This is a genomic window from Fulvivirga lutimaris, from assembly GCF_009711525.1.
GTDB classification, from domain to species: Bacteria; Bacteroidota; Bacteroidia; order Cytophagales; family Cyclobacteriaceae; genus Fulvivirga; species Fulvivirga lutimaris.
Map to the genome: position 1 here is coordinate 1 of NZ_SMLV01000365.1, position 21,644 is coordinate 21,644.

The 21,644-nt window shown below is 37.2% G+C and carries 20 protein-coding genes; 12 read left to right on the forward strand and 8 right to left on the reverse strand.

Annotated elements, in window-relative coordinates; genetic code table 11:
* Both E1140_RS09755 and E1140_RS09760 read left to right on the forward strand, forming a co-directional pair.
* A partial coding sequence (locus E1140_RS09755; protein WP_155182488.1) for a GreA/GreB family elongation factor occupies positions 1-329 on the forward strand: 329 nt, incomplete at its 5' end.
* Between the two features lie 98 nt (positions 330-427).
* Complete coding sequence (locus tag E1140_RS09760) at positions 428-1,639, forward strand: MFS transporter (protein ID WP_155182491.1); 1,212 nt, start codon at positions 428-430, stop codon at positions 1,637-1,639.
* Between the two features lie 4 nt (positions 1,640-1,643).
* Here the strand turns inward: E1140_RS09760 and E1140_RS09765 are convergent, their stop codons facing one another.
* Positions 1,644-2,294 (reverse strand): SGNH/GDSL hydrolase family protein, encoded by a 651-nt coding sequence (locus tag E1140_RS09765; protein WP_155182494.1) that lies wholly within the window; start codon positions 2,292-2,294, stop codon positions 1,644-1,646.
* 34 nt (positions 2,295-2,328) lie between these two features.
* Entirely contained in the window at positions 2,329-2,790 is a 462-nt protein-coding gene (locus E1140_RS09770; RefSeq protein ID WP_155182497.1) for a hypothetical protein, read from the reverse strand.
* 154 nt (positions 2,791-2,944) lie between these two features.
* On the opposite strand from E1140_RS09770, the gene E1140_RS09775 reads away from it, so the two are divergent.
* The 3 genes from E1140_RS09775 to E1140_RS09785 all read left to right on the forward strand — a co-directional run bounded on the left by E1140_RS09775 (position 2,945) and on the right by E1140_RS09785 (position 4,804).
* Entirely contained in the window at positions 2,945-3,439 is a 495-nt protein-coding gene (locus tag E1140_RS09775; protein ID WP_155182500.1) for an RNA polymerase sigma factor, read from the forward strand.
* Positions 3,417-3,998, forward strand: a complete 582-nt coding sequence (locus tag E1140_RS09780; protein ID WP_155182502.1) for a hypothetical protein — start codon at positions 3,417-3,419, stop codon at positions 3,996-3,998. The genes E1140_RS09775 and E1140_RS09780 overlap by 23 nt, the downstream gene beginning before the upstream one ends.
* A 68-nt stretch (positions 3,999-4,066) precedes the next feature.
* The gene (locus E1140_RS09785; protein WP_155182505.1) at positions 4,067-4,804 is read left to right on the forward strand and encodes a TerC family protein; all 738 of its coding nucleotides are present in this window, start codon (positions 4,067-4,069) and stop codon (positions 4,802-4,804) included.
* 2 nt (positions 4,805-4,806) lie between these two features.
* Here the strand turns inward: E1140_RS09785 and E1140_RS09790 are convergent, their stop codons facing one another.
* Together E1140_RS09790 and E1140_RS09795 are read right to left on the reverse strand one after the other, a co-directional pair.
* The gene (locus E1140_RS09790) at positions 4,807-7,029 is read right to left on the reverse strand and encodes an amino acid permease (RefSeq protein ID WP_155182508.1); all 2,223 of its coding nucleotides are present in this window, start codon (positions 7,027-7,029) and stop codon (positions 4,807-4,809) included.
* Between the two features lie 186 nt (positions 7,030-7,215).
* Positions 7,216-8,091 (reverse strand): bestrophin family protein, encoded by an 876-nt coding sequence (locus tag E1140_RS09795; RefSeq protein ID WP_155182511.1) that lies wholly within the window; start codon positions 8,089-8,091, stop codon positions 7,216-7,218.
* Between the two features lie 182 nt (positions 8,092-8,273).
* Here E1140_RS09795 and E1140_RS09800 point away from each other — a divergent pair, with 182 nt between their 5' ends.
* From E1140_RS09800 to leuS, 7 genes are all read left to right on the forward strand, one after another.
* The gene (locus E1140_RS09800; protein ID WP_155182514.1) at positions 8,274-9,128 is read left to right on the forward strand and encodes an SPFH domain-containing protein; all 855 of its coding nucleotides are present in this window, start codon (positions 8,274-8,276) and stop codon (positions 9,126-9,128) included.
* 2 nt (positions 9,129-9,130) lie between these two features.
* Positions 9,131-9,283, forward strand: a complete 153-nt coding sequence (locus E1140_RS09805; protein WP_155182518.1) for a hypothetical protein — start codon at positions 9,131-9,133, stop codon at positions 9,281-9,283.
* Between the two features lie 29 nt (positions 9,284-9,312).
* Positions 9,313-9,816, forward strand: coding sequence for a hypothetical protein (locus tag E1140_RS09810; RefSeq protein WP_155182520.1), 504 nt, complete (start codon positions 9,313-9,315; stop codon positions 9,814-9,816).
* Positions 9,809-9,979, forward strand: coding sequence for a type II toxin-antitoxin system antitoxin (locus E1140_RS09815; RefSeq protein WP_155182523.1), 171 nt, complete (start codon positions 9,809-9,811; stop codon positions 9,977-9,979). The genes E1140_RS09810 and E1140_RS09815 overlap by 8 nt, the downstream gene beginning before the upstream one ends.
* A 36-nt stretch (positions 9,980-10,015) precedes the next feature.
* On the forward strand, positions 10,016-10,777 hold the full coding sequence (locus E1140_RS09820) for a hypothetical protein (protein ID WP_155182526.1): 762 nt from the start codon (positions 10,016-10,018) through the stop codon (positions 10,775-10,777).
* A complete protein-coding gene (locus E1140_RS09825) occupies positions 10,777-11,469 on the forward strand; it encodes an alpha/beta fold hydrolase (protein WP_155182529.1) in 693 nt (230 codons plus the stop codon). The genes E1140_RS09820 and E1140_RS09825 overlap by 1 nt, the downstream gene beginning before the upstream one ends.
* 87 nt (positions 11,470-11,556) lie before the next feature.
* Positions 11,557-14,325: a leucine--tRNA ligase gene (leuS, locus tag E1140_RS09830; RefSeq protein ID WP_155182532.1), complete on the forward strand. Its 2,769-nt coding sequence runs from the start codon at positions 11,557-11,559 to the stop codon at positions 14,323-14,325.
* A gap of 81 nt (positions 14,326-14,406) precedes the next feature.
* Here leuS and E1140_RS09835 read toward each other — a convergent pair whose 3' ends face one another.
* The 4 genes from E1140_RS09835 to E1140_RS09850 form a co-directional block, all read right to left on the reverse strand.
* Positions 14,407-16,815 carry an ABC transporter permease gene (locus E1140_RS09835; RefSeq protein ID WP_155182535.1) on the reverse strand — a complete coding sequence of 803 codons (2,409 nt, stop codon included), beginning with the start codon at positions 16,813-16,815 and terminating at the stop codon, positions 14,407-14,409.
* Between the two features lie 78 nt (positions 16,816-16,893).
* Positions 16,894-19,287, reverse strand: a complete 2,394-nt coding sequence (locus E1140_RS09840) for an ABC transporter permease (protein WP_155182538.1) — start codon at positions 19,285-19,287, stop codon at positions 16,894-16,896.
* Positions 19,288-19,450: 163 nt separating this feature from the next.
* Entirely contained in the window at positions 19,451-20,140 is a 690-nt protein-coding gene (locus E1140_RS09845; RefSeq protein WP_155182540.1) for an ABC transporter ATP-binding protein, read from the reverse strand.
* Between the two features lie 41 nt (positions 20,141-20,181).
* Positions 20,182-21,432 carry an efflux RND transporter periplasmic adaptor subunit gene (locus E1140_RS09850; protein ID WP_155182542.1) on the reverse strand — a complete coding sequence of 417 codons (1,251 nt, stop codon included), beginning with the start codon at positions 21,430-21,432 and terminating at the stop codon, positions 20,182-20,184.
* Between the last annotated feature and the right edge of the window lie 212 nt (positions 21,433-21,644).

Here is a 21,644-nt window from a genome sequence, read left to right on the forward strand (position 1 = left end):
TTGGAGATAAATATGAAACAGGTCGAGCAATGGTGCATTTAGCTCAAGAGAATGTCGTCCGCCAATACGAGGAATTTGAGAAACTGGCTAGGATTTTAAGCAATCTCAAAGGTAGTGCTGTTACAGAATCAATTGAAGCAGGCTCTCTTATCACAACCAACCTTGGGACATTCTTTATGTCTGTAGGTTTGGGAAAAGTAACTATGAATGCCCAAGATTATTTTGCCATTGCACCCAATTCGCCAATAGGCACGGCTTTACTTGGCAAAAAGAAAGGTGAAAGTATCGAACTTAATGGTAGGAATTACATTATTCAGGATGTGAAATAAAAGTATTCATTTGTTTTAAGAACAGTTTTACTGGGCTCCGGTTATTTCTGTAATTCATTAACAAGAAATAGCTCGATTATTCTATCTTCACCAAGCCTATGTCAAAAGAGAAACTACTGTTAGTCATTCTGGCTTCAGCGTTATTTTCGCATATCATGGATTTTATGATCATGATGCCCCTCGGATCTCAGTTTATGAGGTTATTTGACATATCTCCTCAACAATTCAGTTTCCTTGTATCATCCTATACCTTTTCAGCTGGAGCTTCTGGTTTTGTTGCTGCATTTTTAATTGACCGATTTGATAGAAAATCAGCCTTAACGGTTGTATACATTGGGTTTACTATCGGAACATTGGCCTGTGCCTTTGCTCCTACCTACGAAGTACTGTTAATTACCCGTTCTGTGGCTGGGGCATTTGGTGGAGTTCTTGGTGCCCTAATTCTATCAATAGTAAGCGATGCTATTCCTCTTGAAAGACGCGCTGCTGGAATTGGCTTTGTTATGGCAGCATTTTCAGTCGCTTCTGTTTTTGGTGTTCCTTTTGGTCTTTATTTGGCCACCCTCTTTAGCTGGCACGCTCCTTTTTTATTCTTAGGAGGATTCAGTATAGTCATTAATATCCTGATATTGATCTATGTTCCCTCAATGTCCGGACATATTGCTAAGGGTAATAATCATCAAAATCCAATTCAAATTATAAAGAAGATCTTCGGCAGAAGAAATCCTTTAATTGGATTGCTCTTTACTTCTGTTTTAATGCTAGGTCATTTTACGATTATCCCATTTATTGCTCCGTATATGGTTGGTAATGTAGGATTTACAGAACAGGAGCTTACTTACATCTACCTTGTGGGTGGTGGCTTAACAATATTTACATCTCCTTGGGTAGGAAGACTTGCTGACAAGTATGGCAGACTCCAGGTGTTCACTGTTTTTGGAGTTTTAGTACTAATCCCTGTCCTTATCATCACTCATTTAAATCCTGTTCCATTATGGCAGGCGCTTATAGTGACAGGTTTCTTTTTTATACTCGCTAATGGAAGAATTGTACCATCAACAACTATGGTAACGTCTGTAATAAAACCCGAAAACAGAGGTAGTTTTATGAGCATTAGAGCTTCAGTTCAACAAATTTCATCGGGCTTGGCTGCATTATTGGCGGGAACAATGATAACTGAAGCTCCATCAACTATTTCTGATGGAGCAAAAGCGCTTGTAGGTTATGAACAAGTGGGATATGTGGCCGTATTCTTCAGCATCATTGCTATTTTCGTAGCACGACTGATGCGAGTTGAAAAAGGCTCCTAAAAGACTAAAGTGATTTAAAAAACTTCACGTCTGCAGCTATCAGATCTGCCCAAAGTCCATACTGTTTTGCTGAAGGGTGAAGATTATCGTTAGCAACTAACCCAGAATCATCAGATCGGGAAATATCAGTGATGTAATAGTAGTTAACACCATGATCTTCAGTAATTTTCTTATTTGCCTGATTATACTCATCCAGCTCCTTAGAAATTTTATCTTTCTTAGACGCACCAAATGGTGTAAAGCCATAATCTGGAATAGATACTACGAAAACCCTGCTTTTATCTCCATTTGCAAGCTCAATAGCTCTTTTAAGTAGCTGTTCAAATTCAGGTTTGTATGATTCTACGCTTTTACCCTGATATTGATTATTTACTCCTATAAGTAACCCTACCAAATCAAAATCATTGGTCAAATCAGCCGACTCAATAGCAGCAGATAATTCATCTGTTCTCCAACCGGTTCTGGCTATTATCATAGGCATGCTAACATTAACACCTAAAGCGTTAAGCTTTTTTTGCAGCTGATTGGGCCACCTTCCATCCTCTTCTACACTTTCCCCTATTGTATACGAGTCTCCTAATGCAAGAAATTTTAATTGTGCTGATACACTAACAACAGAGCAAAATAATATCAGTAGAGAAAGTATAAATCTCATATGGTTAATTTAAAAAAGGATTCAAGTTAGGGTTTTAATCTCCGTAAAACTCTTTGAAGTTCGATTCTTCAAGTTGAGCAAGTTCTGCTATTTTAGTGAGGTTCACGTTTTTTCGCGAGAGACCATTGGCACTTTTCCAAACTCCTTTTATTTCCTTAGCGAAATCAAATTCATCTGAAATAACTCTTGCTTCAACAGAGGCTATGAATTGATCTGATTCGTCATACACCAAAACTCCCATTCCAGTTTTATCTGCTGCGAGCCTACCTTTAATTACATAAAGATTGCCTGTTGTGACTAATATACAAGAACCAGTAATGGCATGACCTTTAAGCTGCATATTAAACTCAAGTTGTTCATTAGCACCCAGATTACCTGTATAATAAAACAGGCTATTAGAGGCTCCAGCTTCTTCTACTTGACCAAGAGAGTCTATGGCTCCTACCAAAAGAAATAATAGAGAGAAAAGAAGGAATTTAGATTTAATAGAACTCATAAATTTGGCTGTCTTTTTCAAGTTAGACAATTAAGGTTGAACAATTAGGTTGTAAGTTCTGAGTTCCGACAACTGCGAATATATAAAAAATTATTAAGTTCTTGTAATATTTACATCATTCTGCAGACTATTCATTTGATAAGTTAAACCAAAATTGAATAAAAACGAAAATGATTTTCTAGAAATTATCGATGATAATCAAAAGATTATTCATAATGTCTGTCGTATCTACACAGATACAACAAATAGTCATCACGATTTGTTTCAGGAAATCCTGCTCCAATTATGGAAGGGGTATCACAATTTTAAAGGAGATGCAAAAGTCTCTACCTGGATATACAGGGTATCTTTATATACTGCCATTACCTATATTAAAAAGGTGATGAAGGAAAGAAAGTTGAATGAAGAAGTATTAGTAGAAAGCACTTATGAGCAGAAAGATGAGGATACTTATGAGGAGCTACTACAGGGTGCTATTGAAAAGTTAAACGATAATGAAAAAGCCCTGATTGCTCTTTATCTCGATGACAAATCGTACAAGGAAATGTCTTCCATATTAGGCATCTCAGAATCTAATGTTGGTGCCCGGATAAATAGACTGAAGAATAAATTGAAAGAAATGTTTAATGAGCGTAAAGATGGATATTGATAAATTAAAAGAACTTAAAACCGATTCGATAAAGTATAGCAGAACTGAAATCAATCAAATTTTTGAATTGAGAACAGAGCGCTCTTTAAAATCGACTAATAGGAAGATGCTCATTGACCTGCTTTTAATGGGGATCACTACTGCAATTCTGATTAGCATTACTTTTTTTATTGGTCTACAAAGCAGGTTACTTGTCAGTGGTCAAATAGCAATTATTGCAGGTATATTAATAATTCACTACCGCATAAAGTATATGCTCCTAAACAACGTAGATCTATCGAATAACGGCATCAAACCTGCTATAACTAAAATTAAAAATAGATTGGAAGGCTACATTGTCTTTTATCAAATAGCACTCCCCCCGCTTTTCTCACTATTGATGGTCAAGTTTCAATTTGATACCTATGGAGGCTGGAATGGAGTCTTTAATAAATGGTACTATGTAGCAGGCACGTTCGTACTAAGTCTTGTTGTAGTAAGGTTCCTTTGCAATAAAATATATGGCAAGGACATGGATCGGTTCAAAAGCCTAATAGACAGTTTAAATAACGAGGTATAGACCAATATATCAAATAAGTTAAACTGGTAAACTTAAAATCTTTATCACATTAACTTATATTTGGCGCTATGGAAATATTTTTGGACCCTTCTACATGGGTAGCGTTACTTACACTTACTTTTTTGGAAATTGTCTTAGGCATAGACAACATTATTTTCATTTCTATTGTCTCCAATAAGTTACCAAAGGAGCAACAATCAAAGGCCAGAAATATTGGTTTGAGTCTGGCACTGATCTTCAGGATAGCACTGCTTTTAGGTATAACGTATATTATAACATTTACTCAACCTCTATTCTCACTTTTCAGCCATGATTTTAGTGGAAGAGATTTAATACTATTAGCTGGAGGAATCTTCCTTATTTTCAAAAGCACCATGGAAGTTCATCATAAAATGGAAGGTGCTGAGGCCGAGACTAAAGATTCAAAAGTTCATTCCATGTTTACTGTAGTGGGGCAAATAATATTATTGGATATCATCTTCTCGTTCGATTCAATTCTTACTGCAATTGGATTAACCGATCAGCTTATCTTGATGATAATCGCTGTAGTAATTTCAATGGGAATAATGATGTTTTTCTCAAAGCGTATTAGTGATTTTATAAGTGAGCACCCAACACTAGAGATTCTTGCATTGTCTTTCCTTATATTAATCGGGTTTATGCTGGGTATAGAAGCATTGCACTATCACGTACCTAAGGGATACATATACTTTGCGGTTTTCTTCTCCCTAGTTGTAGAAATACTCAACATAAAAATGAGGAAGAAGAAAAATCCTGTGAAGCTTAAAAAAAGAATAAAAGCTTAGGTCTATTCTATCTCTTTAGCCTTAGATGAATTAATGAATAGAATGTTTCCTATATCATCATAACCTTCGAACAAGTTATGCTCGAGCTGTTTCATCGCTTCTTCTCTAAAACCAAGTATTGTTAAATCAGCATCTTGAGAGCGCTCATTAACTATATTCTTAATATTAATATTCTCCTCATGCTGAATCAGTTTTATATTATTAGGAGAGATTGGCAGTCTACCAGCTTTAATTAGGGAAACTAAATTCTCTTCCTTCGAAGACAATTCTGATTTGGAAACAACGGCAAATATCTTTATTTCGGCATCTCGCCAATCCTTATGCCCCATAATGATATAACCTATCAAAATCATCAAACTACTATTATTGATGTCACTTGGGGTAAGCCAAATATGTATGTCATGCATAAAGCCAAATTCCTTATCAGAAGAACCTAACAAGCAAATATCAAAGTCGGCAGCTTTTACCATGGTGAAGTTATCGATGATATGATTGAGGTTTTCAGGCTCACTTTTAGAGTACTCAAACAATATCATATTTATCTCCTTTCCAGAGACACTAGGCAGCTGCATGGACTGTGCTACAGCACTAGTAAATGATGGTGAGATTAAAGTATCTACATAGACATTACTCTTACTAATACCAGTCGCTTTTAGCAATCTGTGTAATTCCTCTTTAGATTTTTCATGAGTATCAGTAGACAAGTACCCATTGATATAATGGATGTATGTACCGAACCCATAGCGGTGCGATAGCCATTTCATCAACTGGAAAGCAGACGGTCTTTTGAAGAAATCTTGCGAGATGCAAATAATAGATGGGCGCCAGTTCTCCTCTCCTTTTTCAACCTTTTGGAGGAATACCTGTAGCTGACGACTAACCTGAAAAATAACACCTTGAAAAATTTTTGCCAACCCTTCCTTACTATTACTGGTATGAGTGATAAAAATGTAAATCAGCGTCATCATAATAATTGAAATGATGGCGTATTGTGCATTCATTTTAAACATTAAATACACGCACAACAGAGCTCCTATTAAAGATATTGGCCATTTTGACTTAAAGGAAGGCCTGTATGAAGGATCGGCAGCAAAGTGCTGAAGGAACGATATTAAGCAAAGGGAACCATAAGTGATCATAAAGAACATAGAGATAACTTCTGCCACAACGTTTACATCACCTATTCCTACAAATACCAAGGCAATAATGCCTGTAATGATGGTTGAATTTATTGGGTCATTTGATCCAGCTTTGCCTTTGGCTAAATAGGCATTGATTTTCATTAGGGGAAAGACTTTATCTCCTGCCAATGCCTGCAGCGTTCGTGGTGCAACTAATATGCTACCCAGTGCTGATGAAATAGTTGCACATGCCAGCCCTATTGGAATTATAGGTCCCCAGACAGCTATATCCATCATAATCAACTGATTCCCCACAAGGTCATCAGGATGTGAAGCACTAGCCATTTTATAAGCAATGAAAACATAAATGATCATTCCACTAAATGTGGCTAGTAGTGTACCATAAGGTATCGACTTTTTAGGATCCTTTAAATCTCCAGATAGACCAACACCAGCAGTCATTCCAGTAAATGCCGGGAATACAATGGCAAATACCATAAAGAAGTCGTCAGGGTTAGACACCGTAGCATACCAGTCAAAATCCGTTATCGTTTCCTGGTATTCGGTTGAGCCTAAGAAAAACATTATAAGTGAAAGGAAAAGAATAGCCACTACAGCATAAAGGGCTTTCATACCCAAATCCGCACCTTTTTTGATAATCAAAAAGCTTAACAAAATAACTGAAGGAATACTAATCAGCCTTTTATCAATATAACCAATGTCAAAAGTGGCTTGCAGGTATTCAATCAACGGCCCGAAGGCTTCAGCAAATGCTATGATATAAAAGGCTACACTGACGGCCTGTGATAGATAAAGTGCAATACCAATGGCAGCACCTACATTTATTCCGAAGGAGCGGGATATAATGTAATACTCACCACCACCTTCCACTTTCTGGTTTGTAGCAATCTCTGCAATAGCCATGGCAGTAGGAATAGTCACCATGTGGGCAAATATTATGATGCCAATAGTGCCTATAAGTCCCACACTACCAACAGCGTAGCCAAACCTTAGAAACATTACTGCTCCTAATATGGTGGAGATGGCAGTAAAAAATACCGGTGCCGTTCCAAAATTGGCTTTAGCTTGCTTTCCTAAACTCATATGTCAAGTTATCATTTTGCCGTTACAATTCCGAAATTAGACAAATTGTTTAAAAGCAACCTCTATCTTTGCTAAATGAAGAGAATAATCGAGATGTATAAGAAATATAAGGCCTATGTTCGAGTGGATCTCGTGATGTATGGCGTTATGATCTTAATGATTATACTCTACTTTATCTACGTCTCCTTATTCGATCAGAAGTAACTCCCTTACGTTCTTCTTAATCTTTTCTGTTAGATCATCAGTAGGCAGGTCATTCACATCATTACCGAATGGATCTTCAATCTCTTCAGCAATTAATTCAACACTTACCAGAATAAAGAATACCATAAGAACAATTGGAACCGTCCAATAATGGAATTCGGTCATGAAAGCAAAAGGTAAAGTAACCGTGAAAGTGAAAATAAATTTCTTAATGAACATGCTATAGGAATAAGGTATAGGTGTATTTCTAATTCTTTCACATCCTCCTAAAATATCAGAGAATTCCTTTACCTCTTTGTCTAAAACAAAAAACTGTTCTCCAGTTAATTTTTTATCCATATAAAGTTGATTGATCTTTTTATAAATCATATATGAAATGGCATTAGGAATATGTTCCTTTCCTTTCAACTTAGATAGAAAACCCTCTTCAGCTATATCCAAATCTTCCAAATCAACCCCCTCACGCAAGTGTTCCTTCATTGACACAGCAAAATTTGGAATGATTTGAGCGAAATAGTTTCTACTAATCTTATCTTCCTCCGGAAGATAAGCACTAAGCTTAGATGCCAGATTACGAGAATTATTAAGCAATAAACCCCAAAGTTTACGGCCTTCCCACCAGCGGTCATAAGCTGAATTGACCCTGAACACCAAGAACAAACCTAACACTATACCTAAAAGTGAATGGACTACGGTGGTGCTTAGAAATGACAACCCCATGTAATCCAACAAAAAGTAGGTAATACCAGCAGTGTATAGCCCCATAAATGCTAATGCAGGAAAGAGCGTCTTAACGACTTGTCGGCTATAAGAATGAAAAATAAGAGCGAGCCAAGTTTTAGGATTGTATTTAACCATTGTGATTCAAAGAGTTTAGGTAGCAAATAAACTTTAGAAATAAGACAAATACAAAATATGTAACCCTTATCAAACAATTTGCGTAAATCAATTTAAATTAATATAATTATGATATCATTTTAATATCACTTGATTGAATTAGTTTAAACAAATAATTAAACAGACAACTAACCCATAATAGCATGAAAACAGAAAAAGACAACAACCCTATATCAGGCTACCTGATGATTTTTGTAGTCGTGGTGCTCTTCTTTGGCTCCATTCTTCTTTTGGCAGCCACAAAATTTCCAATGTTTGCCTTAGGTATTGTAGCCTCACTTATTTTATGCCCCGGATTCTTTTTTGTAAACCCGAACGGCTCCAGAGTATTAGTACTTTTTGGTGACTACAAAGGCACTGTCAAAAAGAACGGCTTCTTTTGGGTAAACCCATTTTATGTGAAAAAGAAGATCTCTTTGAGAGCAAGAAACTTCGATAGTGAACGTGTAAAAGTGAATGACAAAGTGGGTAACCCAATATTGATAGGTGTTATCTTAGTATGGCAAGTTGAAGATACTTTTAAAGCGGCTTTTGAAGTTGACAATTATGAAAACTTTGTGCGTGTTCAAAGTGATGCGGCTGTTAGAAAATTAGCGGGCCAGTATCCATATGACAATTTTGAAGATGGTGACGCTGAAATGACCTTGCGTTCCGGCCTTGATGAGGTAAATCATGCGCTTGAAGAAAACCTTACCCAAAGACTTGATATAGCAGGTATTAAAGTGATAGAAGCTAGAATTGGCTATCTCGCCTATGCTTCTGAAATAGCAAGTGCCATGTTAAGAAGACAACAGGCTACTGCTATAGTTGCTGCCAGGCATAAAATTGTTGAAGGTGCTGTTAGTATGGTAGAAATGGCATTAGAGCAATTATCAGAAAAGCAAATCATTGACCTTGATGAAGAGCGTAAGGCTGCAATGGTCAGTAATCTTATGGTGGTATTATGTGCTGACAAAGATGTAACACCAATTGTAAATTCAGGAACCTTAAATCACTAGAAATGGAAAATTACAAATTCTTAAAAAAGGGTCTTTTCGAAAGCTTAAGTAGTTTTCAGGAAAAACTAAATGCTAAAGTTCATGAAGGGTGGAAAGTGGTTAACTTCACTAATGATCATAACTCCTTGATAGTGCTACTGGAAAGAGTAAAATAAAATTAGCCGGCAAATAAAGCATTAATTGTATGAGGTCATTTACAGAAAGACAGCGATTCGATCAACCGTGGCTTTGGGTCGTCTTAATTGGAGTAGACATTTTGGTAGTTTATCAATTATACAATGACTATCAAGCTAACATAAATCAAAATTCAAGCTACTTATCATATGCCCTCGGTATTGGAATCATCACATTGATGACGGTATTGATATTCTCTATCAGACTTGAAACACGTTATGACAAGCTTGGTGTCACCTATAGATTTTTTCCTATAATGCTGAATCATAAGATTATTCCTCTCAATCAGATAACAAGTTATGTGGTGAAGGATATTCACCCGCTGACCTCATTTGGAGGCTGGGGTTATAAGTGGAGTGTTGGAAAGCTCCTCTTAAACACACATGGCAATTACGGAATAGTAATTAATAGAAAAGAGGGTCAACAAATTACTTTGGGCACTCAACAACCCGAAGAAATAAAAGAGGTCATGCGTTATCTATTTAAAGAGGATAAGGAAGAACATTATGGCTAAGAAAAAACCATTTGTAGTAAGACTAGACCCTGAAATGTTGAAGGCGGTTGAAAAATGGGCTGCAGATGAATTTCGCAGTACTAACGGCCAGCTTGAGTATATTATCAACAGGGCCCTAAAAGATGCTGGGAGATTGAAAAAAGATGGTGGAAGTGACAAATAATTCTATTTTTGTGACCCTATAAAACATATATAAACAATGCGTTTTTCGATTTACATAATTCTTTTATTTATTTTGAGTCCGGCTGTCTATGCTCAGGACTGGTTAGTGACGACAAGTGCCGACACACTTCATGGTGAGATAGCCATTGAACTTCCTATGGAGCGCTATGAAGAATTGACCATAAAGAATGATGACAGCAAGCAAAGGTTCAAAGCCTATCAGGTTATAGAATTTGAGCACAAAGGGCAAAAATATAAAACTGTCAAGCACGCTGGTGTTTATAGAATCATGCTTGTTGATAGTGATGGCTACCTGAGCCAGTTTAGATTTAGAGCAGATCAAGGTTATGAATTTGCAAGTGTCTTCTTACTTAAAACTGATGGTGAATCATTAGAAGTTTCTAATCTTACTTTCAAAAAATCACTAGCTAAGTTTCTTGAAGATTGTGAAACTGTTGTTGATGACCTTGAAAATAAAAAATATAAAAGATCAGATTTAGACCAGATTGTTGCTGATTACAATAGCTGTATCAATGAAAAAACAGCCAATAAACTGACTTCTGAGACTACTTCAGAGACTTCAACCTCCGTTAGTCACCCTGGCATTCCTATTATTGAAAGCATCTTAAAGAAAATTGATACCACCAGTGATCTTAGTGCTATGCTTAACGACATTAAATCCAAACTTTCTAAAGGTGAAAATGTTGCTGGTTATTTAAAATCTGCTCTTAAAGAACAGGCTGCTGGTCAGGAAAACATCAAAGAAGAAGTAGACCAACTACTAGAGACAATTAAATAATGAAACCGGCTGCCATACTTCTTCATGGTGCACTAGGGTCAGAAAAACAGCTGCTACCTTTAAAGCAATTCATTTCAGGTAAATTTGAGGTTTATACGCTCAATTTTACAGGTCATGGTGGCAAAGCCCTTGAAGGCCAGTTTGGCATTGAAAAATTTTCTCAGGATTTAGCCAATTTGCTGGATCAGGAGCATTTAAATGCTGTAAATATATTTGGTTACAGTATGGGAGGCTATGTAGCTCTTTACCTTGCTCAAACTGATAGTAGAATTACGAAGATATTTACACTGGGAACTAAATTCGCATGGTCACCTGAAACTTCTCAGCATGAGGTTAAGATGCTTAATCCGGCCAAGATTGAAGAGAAAGTACCAGCCTTTGCAAAAGCCCTGGAAGCACGCCATGCTCCTGAAGATTGGAAAGTTGTAATGCATAAGACTTCCGAAATGATGCTTTCTCTTGGAGACTCTCCGATATTAAATGCATCTAGCCTGAAAGATGTTAAAATTCCTGTCACTATTGGGTTAGGCTCTGAAGATAATATGGTGACTGAAGATGAATCCAGGACATTAGCCAGTTCTTTACCCAACGCTAGTTTCAAGCTTTACAAAGGCTTTAAACACCCAATTGAGCAGATAGACACCACCTTATTAGCCAATGACCTCACAGATTTCTTTTTAAAAGAATCTTAATCCCTACTAAATCAAAATTTCATTCAACTTTCATTGAGCGCTAACCGCTTAATCTGCTATTTTTGCACCCTTAATTTTTATCAGACAATGGCAGAGTACAATTTCAAAGAAATAGAGAAAAAGTGGCAGCAGTATTGGAAAGAGCATAAAAGCTATCATGCTGACAATGATTCTACTAAACCCAAGTTTTATGCATTAGACATGTTCCCTTACCCTTCAGGTGCTGGTCTGCATGTCGGTCATCCACTGGGTTATATAGCTTCTGACATTGTTTCAAGATATAAAAAATTAAATGGGTACAATGTGTTGCACCCCATGGGTTTTGATGCTTTTGGATTGCCTGCAGAGCAATATGCTATCCAAACAGGGCAACACCCAGCCATAACTACAGAGCAAAACATTAAAAGATATAAAGATCAGCTTCAAAATATCGGCTTCTCTTTCGACTGGGACAGAGAAGTTCAAACTTGTGATCCTAAATTTTACAAATGGACTCAGTGGATCTTCATGCAGCTGTTCAACAGTTTCTACAATCAAAAAACTGACAAAGCAGAGTCTGTCGACCTGTTAGTCAAGGAATTTGAAAAGAAAGGGAATAAAAATGTGCATGCCAAATGCGATGATGATACTCCTTCATTTTCTGCTGAGGACTGGAAAGGTTATAATGAGCAAGAGCAGCAATCAATGCTTCTTAAATACAGACTAGCGTTTTTGGCTAACACCACTGTAAACTGGTGTCCTGCGCTAGGTACAGTACTTTCTAATGACGAGGTAAAGGATGGATTTAGTGAGCGTGGTGGTCACCCTGTTGTAAGAAAGAACATGATGCAGTGGATGATGCGTATCTCCGCCTATGCCGAAAGACTTTTGCAGGGGTTAGAAACCATTGACTGGTCTGAGCCTATTAAAGAAATGCAGCGCAATTGGATTGGGAAATCCATCGGTGCGCAGTTCCATTTCGCTTTAGAAAATCATGACGATACCATTGAAGTATTCACTACCCGTTTAGACACGGTTTATGGAGTTACTTATTTAGCATTAGCCCCAGAGCATGAGCTGGTTGAAAAAATAGTGACTGATGGTCAGCGTGAAGAAGTGATGAAATATGCCGAGGTAGCAAGTAATCGTTCAGAGCGCGAGCGCATGACTGAGGTTAAAAATATTACAGGGGCTTTCACAGGAGCATATGCTATCCACCCTTTTAGTGGTGAAAAGATACCTGTTTGGGTTGCTGATTATGTACTTGCTGGATATGGCACTGGAGCTGTCATGGCTGTACCTTCTGGCGACCAGCGAGACTATGACTTTGCCAAGCATTTTGATCTTCCTATTACGGTGATCAACGATGCCATGGTGATTGATGAAAAAGCTGATCCTACTTGGGAAGGCAAGATCATCAATTCTGGCTTTATGGATGGCCTTTCGCCAAAAGATGCCATTAAAAGTGGTGTTGAGGAGTTGGAGAAATTAGGTATTGGATCAGGCAAGATCAATTACAGAATGCGTGATGCCATTTTCACCAGACAAAGATATTGGGGAGAGCCGTTGCCAGTTTATTTTAAAGATGGCATTCCATATCTAATGGAAGAATCTGAATTGCCTTTGGTATTGCCAGAGGTTGATAAATACTTACCAACAGAAGATGGTGAGCCTCCATTGGCACGAGCTGAAAACTGGACTACAGCACAAGGTGATGCTATCGAGAAAAGCACCATGCCGGGCTGGGCTGGCAGTAGCTGGTATTTCTTCAGGTACATGGATGCCCATAATGAAGAAGAATTTGCTAGTAAAAAGGCTTTAGATTATTGGCAAAATGTGGACTTATACATCGGTGGATCTGAGCATGCTACTGGCCACTTATTGTATTCGAGATTCTGGACTAAATTCTTGAAAGACATTGGTTTGGTTGAGGTTGAAGAGCCATTTAAGAAGTTGATCAACCAGGGGATGATTCAGGGGGTATCGAGCTTCGTTTATAGAATTAAGAATACTAATCAATATGTTTCATACAATCTTAAAGATCAATATGATGCAAGTCCACTGCATGTTGATATTAGTATTGTTAAGAATGATATTCTGGATTTAGAGGCCTTCAAAAAATCTCAACCAGATAGAGTAAATGCAGAATTTATTCTTGAAGAAGGCAAATACATCTGTGGCTCTGAGGTAGAGAAAATGTCTAAGTCAAAATACAATGTGGTCAACCCTGATGACATTATTGAGCGTTATGGTGCTGACACATTAAGGCTTTATGAAATGTTCTTAGGGCCATTGGAGCAGTTCAAACCATGGAATACTAATGGTATTGATGGAGTATTCAAATTCCTGAGAAGGTTCTGGAATCTGTTCCATAATACCAATGACCAGTTTGAGGTGTCAGATGCTGATCCATCAAAAGAAGAATTGAAAGTGCTTCATAAAACACTCAAAAAGATCAAAGAAGATATTGAGCATTACTCCTTTAACACCACAGTGAGTGAGTTTATGATCTGCACTAATGAATTGACCTCATTGAAATGCAACAAGCGTCAAGTGCTTGAGCCTTTAGTAATTGGCCTTGCACCTTATGCTCCTCACATTGCTGAAGAGCTTTGGAATAAACTAGGCCATGAGGAAAGCATCACGAAAGCAACTTTCCCAGAATATGACGAGCAATACCTTGTTGAAAGTGAGCACGAATATCCGGTATCAATTAATGGTAAGATGCGTGCTAAGATGAATTTCCCACTTGACATGCCTAAGGAAGACATTGAAAAGCAGGTACTAGCCTCTGAGATTGTTCAGAAATGGCTTGAAGGCAAAGCTCCTAAAAAGGTGATTGTTGTGCCTAATAAGATTGTAAATGTAGTGGTATAGAGCTTATAGCTATAAGCCTCAAGCTGCAAGGTTTGACACTCAACACTTGCAGCTTGTAGCTTAAGGCTTATTCCTTATTACTTACTCATATCTTAAAGACTGTACAGGGTTTACTCTTGCTGCCTTAAAGGATTGATAGCTCACTGTGATCCATGCTATCAAAATGGCTGCAAAACCACTGGCTGCAAATACCCAAATATTAATATCTATTCGGTTAGCAAAATCATCCAGCCAACTGTTCATAGCGTAATAAGCGGGGTAAATTGATAACACAAAAGCGATCAGCACCAGCTTAACAAAGTCCTTAGACATAAGAGAAGTTACGCCCCAAAGAGAAGCGCCCATTACCTTCCTGATTCCTATTTCTTTGGTTCTCTGCTCAGCCATAAATGCTGCCAAACCAAACAAACCTAAGCTGGCAATAAAAATGGCCACGACTGTAAATACAGTAAACACCTTCCCTAATCTTTGTTCTGCTCTAAATAATTTATCGAAGTCATCATCTAAGAACGAATATTGTATTGGTTCACCCGGAGCTATCTTATCCCAGCTATTGGTAATACTCTCTATAACCTTATCAGGGCTCTCTCCAGAAAATCTGGTGTAAAGTATGTTCCCTTCTCTGGTAAGCTTTAAAACCAAGGGCCTAACAACCATTTTCAGACTCTCAAAATTGAAATCTTTCGCTACACCAATCACCTGCATTTCTTGTGGCGTATCACCGTCAAAGTTTATAATTTTCTCTTCCAAAGGATTATCCCAGCCCATTTCACGTGCTGCTGCTTCATTGATAATAACTGCAGCAGAGTCTGAAGGAAAATCTCTCGAAAAGAACCTGCCTTCTACCAGCTCAAATCCCAGTGTTTTAGCATGATCATAATCTGCAAAATAAGTGGCTAATATGTGATCTTGTTCGTTACCTGCACTCCTGAATAGTGTGGTATTATTTACTCCAGGCACCATGTTATTTGAAAAACTTGTGCCCATAATTCCAGTTGTGGCTTCTAACTCATTTTTGAAAGCCATTTTATTATCTTCCAACCTGTTAACATCTTCTATGATGAGTACATGGTCTTTATCAATACCCAAATTCTTATCCTGGATATACTGCAACTGCTGATAAACTATAGCGGTGCATATTATTAAAACAATAGATATCCAGAATTGGAAAGTCACAAGAAAACTTCTGATAGCTCCGCTTTTCATTCCCGCTCTAAGTTTACCTTTTAACACTTCAGTGATCTTAAAGCTTGTCAGGTAAAATGCCGGATAGCTTCCCGCTACAATTCCTACCAATAAAACTAAAGCGATATAAGTCGCCAGAATTACAGGTTCAGCAATAACACTTGTTGCTAATAGTTTTCCAGATAGCACATTGAATGAAGGCATTAATAAATACACCACCACAATGGCCAACAAACCGGCTGTAATAGCATAAAACATTGATTCTGTTAAAAATTGAGAAATCAACACAGATCTCTGGGAACCCAAGGTTTTTCTCAATCCAACTTCTTTAGCCCTTCCTGCTGATTTAGCTGTAGTAAGGTTCATAAAGTTGATGCAAGCAAGAAGGACTATGAACAGCCCAATACCCGCTAAAATATATACATAAGAGATGTCCCCCGGAGGTTCGGCCTCATCCTGAATATCTGACTTCAAATGGATATCAAGCATAGGGAAGCTGTAATATTCATATATACCACCAGTCTCTCTAAATTCGGCTAATGATTTCCCAACAAATTGTTGCATCACTGGTGTCACATTCAACTCCATAATTGGCTCGAGCTTGGCATCTACATCCTTAGGGTTTGCCCCTTCGGCAATTACATAATAAGTGTAAAGGCTATTGCTTAGCCAATTACCTTGATTCATCCATGCAAAAGTGCTTGTCGATAAAAGAATATTAAACTTAAGGTGAGAATCACTTCTTCTATTTTCAACTACTCCGGTAACTTTATACTCACTCTTATCATTACCGATGCTCAAAGACTTATCCAAAGCATCGGATGGTTCTCCAAAATATTTAACTGCCAGATCTTCTGATAAAATGATACTATTGGGCTCTATTAATGCAGTTTCGGGATTACCATAAAGCAATTCGAAACTAAATACACTAAAGAAATTGGAGTCAACCGCAAAAACATCCTCTTCATTAAATGAAATAGTGCCGTTTCTTATAATCCACTCGCCCATTGGGTTTACTCTGGTAGCCTCTTCAACTTCGGGGATTTCTTCTACCAACGCTCTTGACATAGGGAAGCTAGTATTAGAAGTGTAAATCTCCTGCCCCGCCAATTTACCATGCAGGTTCATTCTGTAGGTTCGATCTGCCTTCGCGTTAAATTGATCGTAAGTCAATTCATCATAGATGTAAAGTGTGATGAATAGTGACGCTGCAAGTCCAATGGTTAGCCCAAGAATATTAATAATTGAGAAGAACTTGTGTTTTGTAATGTTGCGATAAGCAACCTTAATGTAATTTGTGAGCATGGTGAGTTGTTGTTTTGAGTTTAACTAATAATCAGACTGTAACTGAGAAAAAATGTTACAGCCTGATTAAAAAAAATTCTATTCTGTTCGAATTGTTTCTGTCGGGCTAGCTGTAGCTGCCTTATAGACCTTAATACTTATTGTTGCTATTGCAATAGCAAGCAACAACAGTATTGAGTAAGCAAATGACATGACGCCAGGATCAACATGATAGGTCCAAATCATCTCCATAAAAGCTCCAGCCATCATATAACTCAATACTGAGCCAATGACTGAGGCTATTAAAAGAATAATTATAAAGTTCTTATTCAAAATTGTCATCAGGTGACCAACTGATGCGCCAAGAACTTTTCTTACACCAACCTCTTTCATCCTTTTAAGAATATTTAGAGATACAATGCTAAATAGGCCAATTATTGACATGAATGTGGCGATAACACCAAGAAAGCTAAACATCTTTAAAATATTAGTATTGACTTCTGACGCATTACTTAGTTGATTATCCATAAACTCTCCAGTATACATTTTATCTGGAAACATAGTCTTCCATTCGCTCTCGAGATATTCATTTGTGGAAATTAAATTTGAAGCAGCTGTTTTTACGGTCAAATAATGATAATCCTTCTCAGGAACATACCTTAACATTAAAGGTTCTATAGGAGACCAAAGCCCGTTTGTATATGTATCTTGCATAACGCCTACAACATAAAGAGGTACAGTATCCATCCAAATAAGTTTTTGGCCAAGCGGCTTTTCCCAACCGAATACTTTAACCATCTCTTCACTCACTATGACAGATTCTTGCATATCAGTCTCGGAATCCTTTCGAAAACCACGCCCATCTAACAATTTGAAATCCATGGTTTCAAAGAAGTCATTTCCAATATGCAAAATATCTGTATCAAATTCTTTGTCTGCGTTTTTAACAGGATCATTTCTATAACCCCGATTAATCTGGTACTCCGAACCAGCAATCGACAAGATTTCGGGATTATTTCTTATTGAAGTTTCGAACGCTTTGTATGAATCGGCATCATCGAAATACAATGATATAGCCCCTTTAATATCATAGCCATAATCCAGTTCATTTTGGTAAATGGCATTTTGGTAAAAAACCACACCAAGGATTATGGCAATTAGAGAAATTGAAAATTGTAGTGTTAATAAAACATTCGTCATTTTGTTAACACCACCAAATTTTGAGGTACCTTTTAAAATGCTGGCAGGCTCGAAACTGGTAACATAAAATGCGGGGTAGCTTCCAGCTATTACGCCAGTAAATGTCAATACGCCTATTAAGAATAAATAGAAGTTAATATTTTGATCAAAACTCAATTTTATATCTAAAAATCCCCACATATCGCTATAAGCCGGCACCAAGAATATTGCAATAATGACCCCAGCAATTAATGACAAAAAGCACAAAACAAGGTTTTCCAATAAGAATTGAATAACCAGTTGACTTTTGACTCCGCCCATCACTTTTCTCAAACCAATCTCCTTTAATCTTTTACTTGCAATGGCCATTGATGTATTGGTGAAATTAAAACATGCTATAAGCAAAATAAGCACAGCCATGATCATAGGAACCAATACAGCAGGAGGTGGCATGCTGCTTCTTAACCAATGATTATATGTTATATCATCAGCAGCCCTATAAGCCATTCCTTCAAATGGCTCTAAAAAGTACCTGTTTAATTTAAAGTCAAGACGTGCATCATTCTGAATTTGAAGATAATTTGCATCTAACCTCTCTTCTATGGCAGAAATACGATCTTTATTATCAACCTTTACAAAAGTGGTTACCCAGTTTTGCCAGTCTTCCTCATATCTACCATTTTCTTCGTCAGAATTCATATCAAAGAAATTATCGATATTCGTTAAAATTCTTTGACCTCCGAAACTTGAATTAAGAGGTTGATCTTCAAATATTCCAGCTACTTTGTAATCTCTTGGTCCATCATCAGTAAAATGGGTAAGCGTTTTACCCATGGCATCTCCATCAGGAAAATATTTTTCTACCACTCTCTGACTAATGAGTATGCTCGATTTGTCCTTCAACACTGAGGCATCACCCTTTGTAATATTAAATGTGAAAAAATCAAAGAAATTGGTATCAACAAAAGTGAAGTTCTCATTGAAAAGCTCATCGCCAATCTTAAAATTCCCGCCAGATGGCATGTAACGCATTACTGCATCTATATCTCCTATATTTTCTCTTATAGCCTCACCTATAGGCACAGGTGATATACCAAAAGCCTGTTCGCGCTCCCTGTATGTTCTTTCACCGTCAATGCGATACACATTTTCAGTATCAGCTTGATTACTATCAAAGTTGGCATTGAAGTCATAATTAAGGTACGCCACTATGCTACACGCAATGGCCAGTCCCATTCCAATGATATTGATGAGAACAAAGACTTTACTTTTCCATAGACTACGGAAAGTGATTTTTAGGTAATTCTTGATCATGAGTGTGTTGTTTGAGTTTTTGACCTTGGTTTTAGTATAGACTACAAAAGTTGAAAATAGGTTGCACCTAAGAAGAACTTTTTACACAGTACCTTGCATTACCAAGTATCATTTTAAAAATAAAGCCCTGAAAATCAGGGCTTTATTTTTAAATTCTATATAATTATATATGGAATTGCTCTTTGATATTTTCAGTTACAACTTTTCCATCAAACAAGTTGATCACTCTGTGAGCATAATTTGCATCATAAGGAGAGTGAGTTACCATGATGATAGTTGTTCCTTCCTCATTCAACTCAGCTAAAAGTTTCATTACCTCTTCACCATTTGCTGAATCAAGATTACCAGTAGGCTCATCCGCTAAAATTACTTTAGGCTTAGCTACAATTGCTCTTGCAATAGCTACCCTTTGCTGCTGACCCCCAGAAAGTTGTTGTGGAAAGTGATTTCTTCTGTGCATGATATTCATTCTTTCCAAAACCTCCTCTACTCTTTGCTTACGCTCAGCTGAAGGAACTTTCAAGTACAACAATGGAAGTTCAACGTTTTCAAATACAGTTAGCTCATCAATTAAGTTAAAGCTCTGGAATACGAATCCGATAGATCCTTTTCTTAATTGAGCTCTTTGTCTCTCAGAGTAATTAGAAACTTCGTGCTCGCCAAAGTGATATTCACCATCAGTTGGATTGTCAAGCAATCCTAGGATGTTAAGCAAAGTTGACTTTCCACATCCTGATGGTCCCATAATAGCTACGAACTCACCTTCTTTAATGTCAATGTTAATACTATTGAGTGCAGTTGTTTCCACTTCATCAGTAGTATAAACTTTTTGTAAATTTTTGATTTTAATCATGGTTGTAGTGTTTTTAATTTTATGTTTAAGTTTTGACCATTTTATTGTAAGACGAGCACTTCATTGTCTCCGAAGTTGTCATAAGATGAGGTTATTACTCTATCTCCTGGCTCTAAGCCTTCCAAAACTTCAAAGTGTTCGGTATTCTTTCTTCCTAGTCTTATACTCCTTTTTTCTGCTTTGGTTTCACCCTCTGCTACAACAAAGACCCAATTACCACCAGTATCTTTGTAAAATCCACCCACCGGAAGCAGTAATTCTTCAGAAGATTGACCAAGTTCAATTCTTAGTCTAAGTGACCCTCCACGTCTAATTCCTTCAGGGGTATCACCGACAAATTGCATGTCTACCTGGAATCTTCCATTGTTAATATTAGGATAAATATAGGTAATCACCAACTCATAATCTCTTCCAGCATAAGGCGTAGTAGCTTTTAAACCTGTTGCAATTCTTGGCAAATAAAGCTCATCAATCTGAGCACTTACCTTATAGCTACCCACTTTATCGACCTGTCCAAGTCTTTGTCCTGGGTTAACAGTTTGTCCCTCATACATCTGAGGTGCAGTTAGCTGACCATCAATTGGAGCCTTAATTATAAGATTATCTAAAATTTGAGATACACCGTCTAAACTAGTCATCATTCTTCTTTCAGAATCATTTAACTGTACTAGCTGACGGACTCTTGAAATTGAGTCACTCTTATAACTTTTATAAGTGATTTCTTTTCTCTTGAGATTGTATTCGTAATTAGCCTTAGTTTGTTCGAAGTCCTGCTTAGAGATTAATTCCTTTTCAAAAAGAACTTTTTGTCTTTTGTATTGAGGTTCTAAAATTTGAAGCTGATTTTCTATCAAAGCCAACTGTTGCTGCTGAGAAAGATCATTCTGTTCAAGACCTAACCTGGTCTGACGCAATCTGTTAATACTCTCATTCAAACTAGCCTCCTGACTTAATACACTTAACTCACGATTAAGATTAGAGAGTTCTAAAATAACATCGCCTTTTTTAAGCATAGCACCACTCTCTTTACTAACGGTTTTAATCTGTCCACCTTCAATGGCATCCAAATAAAAGGTTACACTTGGTTCAACAGTACCAGTCTGTGGTATGAATTCCTGAAATACACCTCGCTTGACCTCAGCGATAGTGATCTTGTCTTTTTCTACATTGAGCTTCGATCTGCGGTCAGCAAATAATAGCTGATATCCAACAAACACTACCAAAAGTGTAACTCCGCCAATCGTTGAGATTCGCTTCAATGTCCATGTTTTCTTTTTTATTTTCTTATCCATCAAAAAATGATTAGAGCTTTTAAGTTTGGTTTGCTATTGCCAACAAGTGTGCCAATCGACCAATCACCATTAAACAGCCTATTTTTAAACAATTGACAGTCCGCTATCGTTCATTCATGGACGTGACCGTCCGCCAGCGAACAAAATAAACATCTTCAACGTATAGCTCTTCAATTAATTTGATTAATATAACAGCGATAAAAGTAAATAGA

What these genes read in the sequence shown, in the direction of transcription:
- E1140_RS09800 (WP_155182514.1), top strand. Translation starts at nt 8,274, where the DNA reads ATGAAAACAGAAAAAGACAACAACCCTATATCAGGCTACCTGATGATT.
- E1140_RS09845 (WP_155182540.1), bottom strand. Translation starts at nt 20,140, where the DNA reads ATGATTAAAATCAAAAATTTACAAAAAGTTTATACTACTGATGAAGTG.
- E1140_RS09835 (WP_155182535.1), bottom strand. Translation starts at nt 16,815, where the DNA reads ATGCTCACAAATTACATTAAGGTTGCTTATCGCAACATTACAAAACAC.
- E1140_RS09825 (WP_155182529.1), top strand. Translation starts at nt 10,777, where the DNA reads ATGAAACCGGCTGCCATACTTCTTCATGGTGCACTAGGGTCAGAAAAA.
- E1140_RS09850 (WP_155182542.1), bottom strand. Translation starts at nt 21,432, where the DNA reads ATGGATAAGAAAATAAAAAAGAAAACATGGACATTGAAGCGAATCTCA.
- E1140_RS09810 (WP_155182520.1), top strand. Translation starts at nt 9,313, where the DNA reads ATGAGGTCATTTACAGAAAGACAGCGATTCGATCAACCGTGGCTTTGG.
- E1140_RS09790 (WP_155182508.1), bottom strand. Translation starts at nt 7,029, where the DNA reads ATGAGTTTAGGAAAGCAAGCTAAAGCCAATTTTGGAACGGCACCGGTA.
- E1140_RS09820 (WP_155182526.1), top strand. Translation starts at nt 10,016, where the DNA reads ATGCGTTTTTCGATTTACATAATTCTTTTATTTATTTTGAGTCCGGCT.
- E1140_RS09795 (WP_155182511.1), bottom strand. Translation starts at nt 8,091, where the DNA reads ATGGTTAAATACAATCCTAAAACTTGGCTCGCTCTTATTTTTCATTCT.
- E1140_RS09770 (WP_155182497.1), bottom strand. Translation starts at nt 2,790, where the DNA reads ATGAGTTCTATTAAATCTAAATTCCTTCTTTTCTCTCTATTATTTCTT.
- leuS (WP_155182532.1), top strand. Translation starts at nt 11,557, where the DNA reads ATGGCAGAGTACAATTTCAAAGAAATAGAGAAAAAGTGGCAGCAGTAT.
- E1140_RS09840 (WP_155182538.1), bottom strand. Translation starts at nt 19,287, where the DNA reads ATGATCAAGAATTACCTAAAAATCACTTTCCGTAGTCTATGGAAAAGT.
- E1140_RS09765 (WP_155182494.1), bottom strand. Translation starts at nt 2,294, where the DNA reads ATGAGATTTATACTTTCTCTACTGATATTATTTTGCTCTGTTGTTAGT.
- E1140_RS09785 (WP_155182505.1), top strand. Translation starts at nt 4,067, where the DNA reads ATGGAAATATTTTTGGACCCTTCTACATGGGTAGCGTTACTTACACTT.
- E1140_RS09815 (WP_155182523.1), top strand. Translation starts at nt 9,809, where the DNA reads ATGGCTAAGAAAAAACCATTTGTAGTAAGACTAGACCCTGAAATGTTG.
- E1140_RS09780 (WP_155182502.1), top strand. Translation starts at nt 3,417, where the DNA reads ATGAGCGTAAAGATGGATATTGATAAATTAAAAGAACTTAAAACCGAT.
- E1140_RS09805 (WP_155182518.1), top strand. Translation starts at nt 9,131, where the DNA reads ATGGAAAATTACAAATTCTTAAAAAAGGGTCTTTTCGAAAGCTTAAGT.
- E1140_RS09760 (WP_155182491.1), top strand. Translation starts at nt 428, where the DNA reads ATGTCAAAAGAGAAACTACTGTTAGTCATTCTGGCTTCAGCGTTATTT.